The organism is Oceanitalea stevensii (genome assembly GCF_014837105.1).
GTDB lineage: Bacteria > Actinomycetota > Actinomycetes > Actinomycetales > Actinomycetaceae > Oceanitalea > Oceanitalea stevensii.
In genome coordinates this window covers 103440-116596 of the sequence record NZ_JACSPO010000007.1, presented here as the reverse complement: position 1 = coordinate 116596, position 13157 = coordinate 103440, and the positions used below count along the sequence as shown (strand labels likewise).

The window sequence follows — 13157 nt, the reverse complement described above, 5'->3', positions numbered from 1 at the left end:
ACCCGCGCGGGGCTGAGGGGGTGGGAGAGCGCGCGACGTGCCGGGTGAGCGTAGCCGCGCGGCCGGCGCCGGCTCAACAGCCACCCTGACCCTGCAGGTCGCGCTCCGCCGATATCGTGACACCCGGGTCCGGACCGGCCGGGCCGGGAGGTGAGGGACGCCATGCGGATCGCCGTGGTCGCACTGGGCAAGATCGGGCTGCCGCTGGCGGTGCAGTTCGCCGACGCGGGTCACGAGGTCGTGGGCGTGGACGTCCAGCAGTCGGTGGTGGACCTCGTCAACGCCGGCACCGAGCCCTTCCCGGGTGAGGCGCACCTGCAGGAGAAGCTCGCCGAGCTGGTGCCGGCGGGACGCTTGCGGGCGACGACGGACTACGGGCAGGCGGTGCCGGGCGCGGACGCGGTCGTGCTCGTGGTGCCGCTGTTCGTGGACGAGGGGAGCGGGCAGCCGGACTTCGGGTGGATGGACGCGGCGACGCGGTCGCTGGCCGAGCACCTGACGCCCGGGACGCTGGTGTCGTACGAGACGACGCTGCCGGTGGGCACGACCCGGGGCCGGTGGAAGCCGATGCTCGAGGAGGTCTCGGGCCTGAGGGAGGGGGAGGACTTCCACCTCGTGTTCTCCCCGGAGCGGGTGCTGACCGGCCGGGTGTTCGCCGACCTGCGCCGCTACCCCAAGCTCGTGGGCGGGCTGAGCGAGGCCGGTGCCGCCCGCGCCACGGAGTTCTACGAGGCGGTCCTGTCCTTCGACGAGCGCCCCGACCTGCGGCGCCCCAACGGGGTGTGGGACATGGGCAGCGCGGAGGCGGCGGAGATGGCCAAGCTGGCCGAGACGACCTACCGGGACGTCAACATCGGGCTGGCCAACCAGTTCGCGGTCTTCGCCGACAAGGCCGGCATCGACGTGTACGCGGTCATCGAGGCGTGCAACTCCCAGCCCTACTCCCACATCCACCGCCCGGGGATCGCGGTGGGTGGGCACTGCATCCCGGTCTACCCGCGCCTGTACCTGTCCACCGACCCGGACGCGACGATCGTGCGGACGGCGCGGGAGCACAACGCCGGCATGCCGGCGTACGCGGTGGAGCGGGCGGCGGAGCTGCTGGGGGACCTGTCGGGCCTGCGGGCGGTGGTGCTGGGCGCCGCCTACCGCGGCGGGGTCAAGGAGACGGCGTTCTCCGGGGTCTTCGCCACGGTCGCGGCGCTGCGTGAGCGTGGGGCGGCGGTGTCGGTGCACGACCCGATGTACACCGACGCCGAGCTCACCGCGCTGGGCTGGGAGCCCCACCACCTGGGTGAGCCGGCCGACGTCGCGATCCTCCAGGCCGACCATGCCGAGTACCGCGGCCTCACCCCGGCCGACCTGCCCGGGGTGCGGCTGCTCGTGGACGGGCGCCAGCTCACCGACCCCGCCGCCTGGGCCGGTACCCCCCGTATCGCCATCGGCGCCGGCCGCTGAGCACCGCATGAGCTGGTGGGCCCTGGTGCCGGACGCGCTCGCCCTGGCACTGCTCGCCGTCGTGCCGGGCGCGCTCGCGCTCCGGGTCCTCGGCGTCCGCGGCCTGGCCGGGCTGGCCGCTGCGCCGCCGGTGACGGTCGCGGCGCTGGGCGTGCTCAGCGTGCTGCTCGCCCGCTTCGGCGTCGCGTGGCGGCTGCCGGCGGTGCTCGCCTGCCTCGCCCTCGTGCTCGCCGTCGTCGGCGGCCTCGCGTGGCTCGTCACCCGCCGTCGTGCCACCACCGACGACGGCGCGTGGCGCCCCGGTCCGCTCGGCACCCGGCGCGCGCTCGCGGTGGCGGCCGGGACGGTGGCCGGCGTGGTGCTGCTGGCCGGCCCCTTCGTCGCCACCCTGCCCACCCCCGACGCGCCGCTCCAGCAGTGGGACGCGGTCTTCCACCTCAACGCTGTCGTCGCGGCCCGCGAGACGGGGGTCGTCACCCCGCTCGGGGGCCTGGCCCCGCTCTACGGCGACGGCACCCTCGCCCCGTACTACCCGACCGGGTGGCACGCCCTCGTCGCCCTCGCGCCGGGCGCCTCGGTCCCGGCGGCCACCAACGCCGGGGTGCTCGTCCTCGGCACCGGGGCCTGGGTGCTCGGGCTCGCCGGCCTGGCCCGCGAGGTCTTCCGTCGCCGCACCCTGCCCGCCGTCCTGGCCCCGCTGCTCGCCGCCGGCTTCGTCGCCTACCCGGTCGTCCAGCTCACCGTGCTCGCCCAGCTCGCCAACGGCCTGTCCACCGCCCTGCTGCCCGGCGCCGTGCTCCTCGTCCTCCGCGCGGTCCGCGCCGTCCAGGCCCGGGCCGGGGGGCCGGCCGTCGCCGGGACGGTGGTCGCCGCGGCGGCCGGGGTGGGCGGCGTCGTCGTCGCGCACGCGAGCGGCCTGTTCTCCCTCGCGCTCGTGGCGGGCCCGCTCGTCGTCGGGGCGCTCGGCGGACAGGCCGTGCGGCTCGTCCGTGCCGGGCGGCGGGCCGCCGGTGGTGCGCTGCTCGCCGCGGTGACCGCCGCCGTCGTCGCGGTCCCCGTGGTCCTGGCGAACCTCGACGCCCTGTCCTCCGTCGTGGGCTTCGAGCGCGCCAGCGGGCGCAGCCACACCGCCGCGCTGCGCGAGGTCCTCCTCGACCAGACCCTCGCCCACGGCTACCCGGGTGACGGCCGCGCGCACCTCGCCGTCACGGCGGCCACGCTCGTCGGCGCCCTGCTCGTCGTCCTGCACCGGCGTCACCGGTGGCTCGCCGCGGCCCTCGTGCTGACCGTCGCGCTCGCGGTGCTGGCCGCCGGGCCCGCCGACCACCCGCTGCGCTGGCTCGCGTCCTTCTGGTACACCCAGGCCGGCCGCATCGCCCCGGTCGCGGTCGTCCCCGCCGTCCTCCTCGCCGCCTACGCCCTCACGACGGCGGTCGACGCCGTCCGCCGCCGCGTCCCTGCCCGCGCGGCCGGGCACGCCGCCCTCGCCGTCGTGCTCGCCCTCGCCGTGGGGACGGCGGTGGCGCGCCTGCCGCTGCAGGCCCGGGTGGTTGCCAGCGCCTACGTCCCCGGTGAGCTGGCTTGGGGCACGATGGCGACGGCGGAGGAGCTGACGATGATGCGCGAGCTCGACCTGCCGGCCGGCGCGGTCGTCGTCGGGGACCCCTTCAACGGCTCCGCCCTGCTGCCCGCGGTCGCGGGGGTCGGCGTCGTCTTCCCCCAGCTGGGCGCGAGCGGGATGTCCCCGGCCCAGCGCGTGCTCCAGGAGGGGCTCGCCGACATCCACGACGACCCGGCCGTGTGCGCGGCGCTCGCGGACGCCGGGGCCACCCACCTGTACCAGGACACCGCGACGGCCGAGGCCGGCGCCAAGCTCGACGACCGCACCGCCGCGATGCGTGGCGTCGACGTGAGCGAGGGCTTCACCGAGGTCGCGAGGGCCGGCACCGCGGCGGTGCACCGCATCGACACCTGCCCCTGACGGTCTTCCCCCCTCCTTCGCGCATATGCGGGAAAGCTGCGGCCTGTGCGCCCGCCGCACCGTCACGATCGCGCATATGCGGAGGTGGGGGAGGGGTGGTGGCAGGATGTGGGGACCATGAGCACCACCAGCCGAGCGGTCGACGTCCTCATCATCTCCGACCTCCGTTTCCCCGGTGGGACCTCCCACAGCATCGCCACGGAGATCGAGGCCCAGCACGCCGCCGGGTACACCACCGGGCTGCTCCAGCTCAACGGCCCGCTCGTGCGCAAGGTCCGCGGGGTCAACCCCGCCATCGCCGCGCTCGTGCGCCAGGGGAAGGCGAGGCTCCTCGTCGGGCCGCGCCCCGTCACCGCGCGACTCGTCGTCGTCCGCCACCCCGGAGTGCTCCAGGCGGGGGCCGCCCAGCTCCCGCCCGTCACCGCCGAGCACGTCGTCATGCTCGCCAACGCCGGCCCCCGGGACACCGACGGCACGGTCGTCTACGACGTCGCCGCCGCGGACCGGGCGGCGCGGGAGCGGCTGGGCCGCGAGCCGCTGTGGGCACCCATCGGCCCGCTCGTAGGCGAGGAGATCCGGGCGGAGGTGCCCGCGGACCGGCTCATGGAGCAGGACTGGGTCAACGTCATCGACGTCGACTCCTGGGCCCGGCCCCGCACCGGCTGGGCCGCGGACCGCCCGGTCGTAGGACGCCACAGTCGGCCGTCGGCGCAGAAGTGGCCGCGCGACGCCGAGACCCTCAAGGCCGTCTACCCGGTCGACGGCTCGTGGACCGTGCGGGTGCTCGGCGGGGCCGACCCGGTCGAGCGGGTCCTCGGGCGGGTCCCGCGCTCGTGGGAGGTGCTGCCCTTCGGGGCGATGAGCCCCCAGGACTTCCTCGCCGGCCTCGACTTCTTCGTCTACTACCACGACCCCCGGTGGGTGGAGGCCTTCGGCCGCACCATCCTCGAGGCGCTCGCCAGCGGCGTGCCGGCCGTCCTGCCCCCGCACTTCCGCGCCCTGTTCGGGGACGCGGCGATCTACGCCGAGCCCGGCGAGGTCCGCGGCGTCGTCGAGCGGCTGCGCGCGGACCGGCCCGCCTACGAGGAGCACGCCCGCCGCGCCGGGGAGGCGGCCCGCGAGCGCTTCAGCTACCAGACCCACGTCCGGCGCGTGGCAGCCCTCGTCGGCCCCCCTGCGGCTCCGGAGGAGCACCCGGTGCCCGCCCCCGCGGCGCCCGCCCCGGCGGCGGGGACTCCGCTCGTCCACACCGACGCCGCCGACGACGCCCCCCGGGTCCTGCTCATGTCGAGCAACGGCGCCGGGATGGGGCACCTCACGCGCCTCTTCTCCTACGCCCGCCGCCTCGACGGCGACGCCCGCACCTACCTCCTGTCGATGTCCCAGGCCGTGCCCGTCGCCGCACGGCTCGGCCACCCCTTCGAGTACCTGCCCTCGGCCAAGGCGCTGGGCATGCCGCCGGGCCGGTGGCGCGGGATGTTCGTCGACCGGGTGAGCGAGACGATCCGGCGGGTGCGTCCCGACGTCGTCGTCTTCGACGGCACGTGGCCCTACCAGGGTGTCGACGAGATCCGTGAGAAGAACCCCGACGCGCGCTGGGTGTGGTCCCGGCGCGGGATGTGGCGCGCGGGCCTCAACACCGAGCAGCTCGCCAAGGCGGAGTGGTTCGACCGGGTGCTCGAGCCGGGCGACCTCGCCGCGGAGTACGACGCCGGAGCGACCGTCGGTGAGCCCGCCCACCGGGTCGGGCCGGTCACCCTCCTCGACGTCGCCGACCTCGAGAGCCGCGAGGAGGCCCGCGCCGCCCTCGGCCTGCCGCAGGACGGGCCGCTCGCGCTCGTCTCGCTCGGGGCCGGGAACATCAACGACACCTCCGGAGACCTCGGGGCGGCCGCCGCCGCCCTGGCGGCGCTCGGCGTCGGGGTGTGCGTGACGGTGCCGGAGATCGCGGCGACCGGCGGCCCCGCGGGCGGGGACGTCCACCTCGTGCGCGACTACCCGCTCTCCCGGCGCTACCGGGCCTTCGACCTCGTCATCAGCGCGTCGGGGTACAACTCCTTCCACGAGCTGCTCCGGCTGGGCGTGCCCACCCTCTTCGTCCCCAACACGGCCACGTCCCTGGACGACCAGGAGGGCCGCGCGCGGTACGCCGCCGACCACGGCTGGGCGCACACGCTCCCGGCGCTCAGCGTCGGTGAGGCGCAGCCGCTCCTGGCGGACCTGCTGGCCGACGGCGCGGCGATGGCGGCCCGCGCCCAGGCCGCCGACCCCGGGAACGGGGCGCCCGAGGCGGCCCGGCTCCTGCTCGACCTCGCGACGGGAGAGACCCGATGAGCGCGTCCCCCGCGAGCCGTGCGGCTCGCCTCGCCCAGAACGTCGTCCGCCGGGTGCGGGCCAACCCCACAGCGGAGCGGGTGGGGGGCCGCGTCGCCGGGCGGGTGCGCGACAGCCGAACCGCCCGCGAGGTCGTCTCCCGCGTCTTCGACCTCGACCTCACCGTGGGCGGCTCGGTCTTCCTCTCCGCCGGCCGCCTCCTCGGGGGACAGGGCCTGGACAACCTGCCCGTCGTCCTCGTCCTCCTCGTCGGGGCCGCCGACGACGACGTCCCCGAGCTGCTCGAGAAGGTCGCCCAGGAGCAGGTGCTCACCGGCGGCTTCCGCCCCGTCGTCGTCCTCGACTCCGACCACTTCGGCGCCGTCCGCCAGTACGGGTGGCCGGTGGACTTCGTCGTGCCGCAGAGCGCCTGGACGGACCCCGAGGTGGCGTGGCGCGACTACCTGCGCGAGCGCCTGCGCGCCATGCGCCGCGGGTACGGGGCCGTGGCGCTCGTCGAGCTCGGCGCCCCGGACGGCCTGGGGCTGGACGTCCTGGCGAGCATGGGAGCCGGTGGGTGACCGCCACGTCCGAGGACCTCGAGCCGCTCGTCCGGGACGCCGCCTTCGCGCACGGCTACGCCGTCGTCGCGGGGGCGTCGCTGCCGCCGGAGGTGGCGCACTGGCCTCGTGTGGACGTCGGGCGGTTCACCTACGCCACGCACCCTCGCGCCGTCGTCACGAGGACCGCCGCCGAGCCCGGGCGTCCGTGGCGCCGCCGGGCGCGCGCCGAGGTCGTGCTTCTCGGCCACCCCGTCGACGTCGCCACCGCCACCCACGACCCGGCCGTCATCGCCCGGTCCGTCCTTGCGGCGCTCGGCGAGAGCGTCGAGAGCGCCGTTCGTGAGGTCGCGTACCTCGGAGGCCGCTTCACCGCCTTCCTCCACCACGAGGACGGCATGACGGTCGTCCCCGACACGCACGCGACGCAGCCGGTGTTCTGGTCGGTCGAGGGCGACGGCGTCGCCGTGGCCTCGCACTCGGTCCTCGTGGCGCGTGCCCTCGGGCGCGGGCCCGACGCCCGCGCCCTCGGGCTGTACGACGGGATCAGGGCGGTCCGTCCCAAGGGCACGATCTTCATGCCCGGCATGACGACGCCGTGGGACGGCGTCCGGCCGCTCATCCCCAACTGCCGGCTCGACGTCCGCCTCGGGCGGGCCGCACCGTCCGCGCGGCTCCAGCGCTTCTGGCCCTTCGAGGACCGCGTGGAGGACGCCGACGTCGACCGCGTCTACGACCGCTTCCGCGAGCAGCTCCTCGGGCACCTGCGGCTGCTCGGGAGCTTCGGCACGGTGGGGCTCAGCCTCACGGCCGGGCTCGACAGCCGGGTGACCCTCGCCGGTCTGCTGCTCGACGGGCAGCGGGACGCCTTCGCCTTCACCTACGCCAGCCCCCGGGCGGTCGGCCGGGACGCCGCCGTCACGCGCGACGTCTTCGGCGCCAGCGAGCTCGCCTTCCGGGCGGGCCTGCCGCACCGGCTGGTGCACTGGAGGACGCCGGAGGACTGCTGGCTGCCGCAGCGGGCGCAGGCCTTCCGGGAGGCCTACGACCGTTCCTGGCCCGAGAAGCAGGGGTCGGTGGGGGCCGCGTACTCGATGTACGCCGACCTGCCGCACGACTTCGTCGAGCTCCAGTCGAACCTCGCGGAGACGGGCACGACGCACACCCGCACCCGGACCGACGAGCCGATCTCCCCGCGGCGCCTGGCGGAGCTGTGGCTGGGCAAGGTCTTCGCGGACCACCCGCAGTACCACGACGACTTCGCCGTGCTCATCGACGCTGTCGACTTCTCCGCACCGGCCCTGCGCGGCCACGACCACCACGACGTCTTCTACTGGGAGCACCGGATGTCGCGCTGGGCGGCGCGGAAGTTCCAGGAGGGCGACATGTCGCACCGCGTGCTGCTGCCCTTCAACGACCGCGGCCTCATCGAGACGATGCTCAGCCTGCCGCAGCCGATGCGTGCGGCGAAGGTGCTCTACGGGCGCCTCCTCGACGAGGTCCCCCAGGTGAGGGACGTCGCGGCGGGCACCTGAGCCGGACCGGTCAGCGGACCTGCGGCAGGAGCTCCGCGAGGAGCGGGAGCGTCCAGCCGTCCTGCTCCCAGGCGTCCCGGGCCGCGTCGTCGGCCGCGCACCAGCGGGGCGCGCGGCCGAGGAGCGCGACCGCGCCGGCACGCGCCGTCGAGAGGTCGGCGACCCCCGAGACCAGGCTCGGTGGGCGCGCGACGACGACGAGCTCGTCCGTGCGCACCCGAGGCGCGGGGTCCGGGGGGAGCTCGAGCACGCCCGAGCTCAGGACGACGGTGAGGGGCGCCGCCACCTCGTCGGAGGCGCTGACCATCGCGACGGTCCCTGCGCGCGCGGCACGCAGCAGCGGGTCGACGGGGTCGGTCTGGTGGAGCCGGCCGCGGGTGGCGTCCTCCAGGTGGAGGACACCGAGCCTGAGGTCGGGCCGGGCCAGCGCCGTCGCCAGCACGGTCCCGGCGGCGGCGGCGGCGGGGTCGGAGCCGTCGAGCACGACGAGGACGTCGACGTCGGCCCGCGGGCCGGCGCCGAGCCCGCGGAGGAAGGTGGTCGGCGCCGGGAACGGACGCTGCGTGACGTCCCCGACCGCGGGAGGGAGGGGTGTGGAGTCACGGTTGAGGCTGCGGTGCCACGACCGGTAGGACGCGCGGTACAGCTGCCGGTCCGGGGTCGTCCACCGGTAGCTGAAGTCGCTGCGGGACAGGGTGCCGCTGCGCAGCCGGGTGACCGCGAGCGGGGTCCGGGTGTCGGCGACCGGCCCGACGAGGCGGCCCAGGCGCTCGTGAAACTCGGAGTCGGCGCCCTTACGGACGGCGTCGAAGGGACCGGTCCGCTCGAGGGCGGAGCGCCGGAACATGAGCGAGGAGGCGTTGCGCCGGCGGGGTGAGTAGCCGACCCACTGGTGAAGGAGGTCGTCGGTCGCGCGCATCGCGTCGCTGCGGCTGCCACCGGCGTTCGGCCGTTCGGCCAGGAGGCGGGCCTGGTCCGCGAGCCGGCTGGGGTGGGACCAGTCGTCGGCGTCCTGCACGGTGACGAGCTCGCCGCGTGCCTCGCGGAGCGCGGCGTTGCGGGCGAGGTAGGTGCCGCCGTTGCGGTCCTGCCGGATGACCCGGACCCTGCTGTCCAGCGCCGCGCACCTGTCGAAGAGCTCGGCGTGGTCCGGTCCCGACGCGTCGTCGACGAGGAGGACCTCGAGGTTGGCGTGGGACTGGGCGAGGATCGACCCGACGGAGGTGAGGAGGCCGGCGTCCGGCTGGTAGCACGGCATGATGACGCTGACGAGGGGCCCGTCGGTCTGCGCCGGTGCCGCGGCGCGCAGACCGTCGAAGGCCGTCGCCTCTCCCGGGACGGCGGAGACCGGGGCCAGTCCGGCCGTCGTGAACGGCTCCGAGAGCCCGGCGTGCCACCGGGCGACGTCCGCCCCCGGCGTGCGCTGCGGGTTGAGGAGGTCGGTGCGCAGTGCCTGTGCGACGGCGTGCGGCAGGTCGTGGAAGTCCCGCAGGGCCTCGTCGACGACGGCGTCCTCACCGAGGAGGAAGGCGACCTGCGCGTAGACCTGCCGCTGGACGGGCAGAAGCCGCAGGTGGCCGTGCTCCTGGACGACCTGCCGGAGCAGCCGGTAGCCCGCGACCGTGCCTGCGAGCCCGTCGGCCGATGCGGCCCACACCGTCGCGAGGGCCGCGGCCGCCGCCGCCGCCTCGGGGCGCACGAGAACCGTCCCGCCCTCGACGAGCGCGTCCATCAGCGCCGTCGCCGAGGTCCCGGGGACGACGTCGGCGGCAAGGACGTCACGCAGCGCCTCGCTGCGGGTGCGCAGGGCCGTGTTGACCCAGGCCTCGCTCCGTCCGCTGCGGACGTCACGGACGACGCTGGTGGCGACGAGGGGCGAGATGTCGCTCCACGCCACCACTGCCTCCCGCTGTCGCCGTATGTCCGCCGGACACCTCCCGTTAGAGTAACGGCAGAGACGTTCGCCGCCGACCTGAGGTCGGCGACCCGGTGACACGAGAGGCAGGCATGAAGTCGCGGAAAGTCATCCTCGGGCTCACGGGGATCGTGGTGCTCTCCGCGCTCTCGGTCATCGGGTCTGTCATCGGCAACGACGTCCTCGCGGAGGTCGCCCGGACCCTCCTCCTCGCGGCCGTGGGGCTGCTCGTGCTGGACGGCACAGTTGCCGTTCGTCACACCGAGCGTCAGCTGCGCCGGGTGAGGACCGCCGTGCGCAAGGCCGCGGCCGCACCGGCCGCGCGCGAGGTGGCGCCGGCACCGGAGACCGCCCCGGCGACGAGCCCGGAGGACCTGCTCGGTGCCATTCGCCTGCTCCAGGCGCAGTACGTGGGCCGGCTCGACCGCGCGCAGGCGACGCTCGAGGCCGCGGCCGAGGAGCTGTCGACCTCGACCCGTCCCGGTGACTGACCGCGTGGCGGCGGGCGACGCGCCATCGACCGGCCCTCCGCGCCCTCTCACGACGCAGACCGTCGTCGCGGACCACGCCCGGTACAACCGGACGGCCTACCGGCTGGCGCCGACCCTCCTGCGCTCCCGCTCCGTGTCGGGCAGGGCGATCCTCGCTCACGTCGCCTCGGAGGGGACGGTGAGCGTCGAGGAGCTGGAGACGCTCGCTCACCGCGAGGACCGTGAGCGCATCGTCCAGGCGCTCGAGCCACGCAGCGCGGGCGCCTACGCCCGGGTGCTCGCCCACCAGCCGGGCACCGGCGGGGAGCACGCCGCGGCGGCCGACCTGCTCGGCGCCCTCGTGACGGCGTACGGTCCCGACGCCCTCGTCCGGCGCGACCTCAACCTCTACGGGCAGCTCCTGGCCGTGCTCCGGCGGCACGACGAGCTCGACCGGCTCCTCCAGGCCGGGCGCGACCGCGCCGACGGGACCGGGATGACGCGGGACGTCGAGGCGGCGCTCGTGGCGGACCTGGCGAACCCCTTCCTCGGGCACGGCGCCGGCGGTCCGGACTTCCTCGAGCGGTTCAACGCGGCGATCGACCCCAGCGCCACGACCGGCCCCGTGGTCCTGCGACCCGACGGGCAGACCCCCTTCGACCGGCTCGCGGCCGCCACCGTCGACGACGTCACGGGACCGCTCATCACCGTCGTCACCAGCGCCTACAACCCCGACCACGCCCTCCTGGGCGCGGCCCGGTCGCTCATCTCCCAGACCTGGACGAACTGGGAGATGCTCGTCGTCGACGACGCCTCGACCGATCCCGCCGCACGCGCGCTGCTCCGCGACGTCGAGCGGATCGACCCTCGTGTCCGCGTCATCCGCAAGGCCGTCAACGGCGGCACCTACCGGGCGCGCAACACGGCGCTCATGCAGGCGCGGGGCGCCTTCATGACCTTCCTCGACTCCGACGACTGGGCCCACCCCCGTCGTCTGGAGGAGGGCGTCCGCCCCATGCTCGAGCACCCGCGGATCATGGCCACCCGGTCCCACGGCGTCCGCGTGACGGAGTCGCTGGAGCTCACCCGCCCGGGCTACCGCACCTTCTTCTCGACGGCGGCCGCGCTGATGTTCCGGCTGCCCGAGGTACCCAGCAGGGTCGGCTTCTTCGACCCGATCCGCAAGGCCGCCGACACCGAGTACAGCATGCGGATCGAGGTCGCCTTCGGGCAGCCGATCCACGAGATCACGAACCGGGCACTGACCGTCGTGCGGCGTGCCGAGGGCACCCTGTCCGCCGCGGACTTCTCCTTCGGCTGGCAGCACCAGTCGCGCTGGGCCTACAAGCAGTCCTACCGGTACACCCACCGCCAGGTCCTGGAGGAGGGGCGCGACCCCTTCACCGACCCGCACGAGCCGACCCAGCACTACGGCGCCCACCGGTGGGCGCGGCCGGGAGACCCCGAGCACCGGACGGACCGCCGCGTCGACGTCGTGCTCGCCGGGGACTGGCGCCGGCTGGGCGGGCCGCAGCTGTCCATGCTCGAGGAGATCGCGGCCCTGCGGTCGGCCGGCCTGCGCGTGGGCGTCATGCACCTGGAGGCGATGCGGTTCCGGACCGAGAAGGACGACCCGCTGTGCCCGCCGCTGCGCGCGCTGCTGCGCGCCGGTGAGGTGGAGCTCGTGTTCCACGACGACGACGTCGAGATCGACCTGCTCATCGTCCGCTACCCGCCGGTGCTCCAGTTCCCGCCGGTCGTCCACGGCGCGGTGCGCCCCCGCAAGCTCTTCGTCATGGCCAACCAGGCGCCCTGCGAGCTCGACGGCTCCGACCAGCGCTACGTCCCCGCGGACGTCCACCGGAACGCCGAGGAGCTCTTCGGGGTCGAGCCCCGCTGGATCCCGCAGAGCGTGACCATCCGGCGGCTGCTCGAGCCGCTGCTGCCGGCCGGTGCGCTCGCGGGGTGGGACAACCCGGCGGTCATCGACCCCGCCACGTGGGTCACCGACCGCCCCCGGCCTCACGCGGAGCGGCCCGTCATCGGGCGGTTCTCCCGGGACGCGTCCATCAAGTTCCCCCGCAGCGGGGAGGAGCTCCTCGCGGCCTACGGCTTCCCGGCGCCGGCCGAGGTACGCCTCCTCGGCGCCACGGACCAGGTGGCACAGCTGCTCGGTGACCACCCGGTGCCGGAGAACTGGACGGTCCTCCCGCACGGGTCGCAGGACCCCCGCGAGTTCGTGAGCGGGCTCGACGTCGTCGTCTACATGGACGACCCCCACGCCCACGAGGCCTTCGGCCGGGTCCTCCTCGAGGCAGCGGCGAGCGGTGCGCTCGTCGTCGCCTCGCCCAAGCACGAGCCGGTCTTCGGCGACGCGCTGGTCTACGCGGAGCCCGACGAGGTGCAGGACGTCGTCGCGGCGTACCTCGGTGACCCGGCGCGCTTCCGGCAGCAGGTGGCCACGAGCCTGCGCCGCGTGCGGGAACGGTGGAGCCACGAGGCGTTCCTCGGCCACGTCCGTGCCGAGCTGCACGTCCCGGCCACCGGTGACGTCGCGGCCGCGGTCCCGGCCCCCGTCGGCGAGGCGACGCTCACGCGCGTGGGACGGGCGGTCACCGTCGGGACGAGCACCGAGGAGATCGCCGTCGTCGTCCTGCACGTGCGGCGACCGGCGGACGCCGAGACCGCGGACCACCTCGTCGTGCTCCACCACCCCGACCATGCCGAGGCGGCCCTCCGCCTCGGCAACCAGGTGCGCTCGCGCCACGTGCCGGGCGAGGGCCTGCCCGCCGTCGAGCTCGTCGACGGCGTGCACGCGCTGGCGCTGTCGAGCGGCCCCGACTGGCACACCCGCGTGGCCCCGGGAGGCAGGGCCGACACCGCGGGCCGGGTGTGCCGCCTCGCCTTCGGCGGCTGACTCGTCCC

The 13157-nt window shown here is 75.5% G+C and carries 8 protein-coding genes; 7 read left to right on the top strand and 1 reads right to left on the bottom strand.

The window, feature by feature from the left end:
* Positions 1–162 precede the first annotated feature (162 nt).
* The 5 genes from H9624_RS12445 (at position 163) to H9624_RS12425 (ending at position 7847) form a co-directional block, all read left to right on the top strand.
* Positions 163–1458 carry a nucleotide sugar dehydrogenase gene (locus H9624_RS12445; protein ID WP_251840210.1) on the top strand — a complete coding sequence of 432 codons (1296 nt, stop codon included), beginning with the start codon at positions 163–165 and terminating at the stop codon, positions 1456–1458.
* Between the two features lie 7 nt (positions 1459–1465).
* Positions 1466–3439 carry a DUF6541 family protein gene (locus tag H9624_RS12440; protein ID WP_251840209.1) on the top strand — a complete coding sequence of 658 codons (1974 nt, stop codon included), beginning with the start codon at positions 1466–1468 and terminating at the stop codon, positions 3437–3439.
* Positions 3440–3556: 117 nt separating this feature from the next.
* The gene (locus H9624_RS12435) at positions 3557–5773 is read left to right on the top strand and encodes a glycosyltransferase (protein ID WP_251840208.1); all 2217 of its coding nucleotides are present in this window, start codon (positions 3557–3559) and stop codon (positions 5771–5773) included.
* A complete protein-coding gene (locus H9624_RS12430; protein ID WP_251840207.1) occupies positions 5770–6333 on the top strand; it encodes a hypothetical protein in 564 nt (187 codons plus the stop codon). Before H9624_RS12435 ends, H9624_RS12430 begins: the two co-directional genes overlap by 4 nt.
* Positions 6330–7847, top strand: coding sequence for a hypothetical protein (locus H9624_RS12425; protein WP_251840206.1), 1518 nt, complete (start codon positions 6330–6332; stop codon positions 7845–7847). Before H9624_RS12430 ends, H9624_RS12425 begins: the two co-directional genes overlap by 4 nt.
* A 10-nt stretch (positions 7848–7857) precedes the next feature.
* Here H9624_RS12425 and H9624_RS12420 read toward each other — a convergent pair whose 3' ends face one another.
* Positions 7858–9744, bottom strand: a complete 1887-nt coding sequence (locus tag H9624_RS12420; RefSeq protein WP_251840205.1) for a glycosyltransferase — start codon at positions 9742–9744, stop codon at positions 7858–7860.
* Between the two features lie 110 nt (positions 9745–9854).
* Here H9624_RS12420 and H9624_RS12415 point away from each other — a divergent pair, with 110 nt between their 5' ends.
* Both H9624_RS12415 and H9624_RS12410 read left to right on the top strand, forming a co-directional pair.
* Positions 9855–10253 carry a hypothetical protein gene (locus H9624_RS12415; protein WP_251840204.1) on the top strand — a complete coding sequence of 133 codons (399 nt, stop codon included), beginning with the start codon at positions 9855–9857 and terminating at the stop codon, positions 10251–10253.
* Positions 10246–13149: a glycosyltransferase gene (locus H9624_RS12410; RefSeq protein WP_251840203.1), complete on the top strand. Its 2904-nt coding sequence runs from the start codon at positions 10246–10248 to the stop codon at positions 13147–13149. The genes H9624_RS12415 and H9624_RS12410 overlap by 8 nt, the downstream gene beginning before the upstream one ends.
* Positions 13150–13157: the final 8 nt, after the last annotated feature.

Coding starts and splice junctions, on each gene's coding strand:
- H9624_RS12445 (WP_251840210.1), top strand. CDS start 163: ATGCGGATCGCCGTGGTCGCACTGGGCAAGATCGGGCTGCCGCTGGCG.
- H9624_RS12440 (WP_251840209.1), top strand. CDS start 1,466: ATGAGCTGGTGGGCCCTGGTGCCGGACGCGCTCGCCCTGGCACTGCTC.
- H9624_RS12435 (WP_251840208.1), top strand. CDS start 3,557: ATGAGCACCACCAGCCGAGCGGTCGACGTCCTCATCATCTCCGACCTC.
- H9624_RS12430 (WP_251840207.1), top strand. CDS start 5,770: ATGAGCGCGTCCCCCGCGAGCCGTGCGGCTCGCCTCGCCCAGAACGTC.
- H9624_RS12415 (WP_251840204.1), top strand. CDS start 9,855: ATGAAGTCGCGGAAAGTCATCCTCGGGCTCACGGGGATCGTGGTGCTC.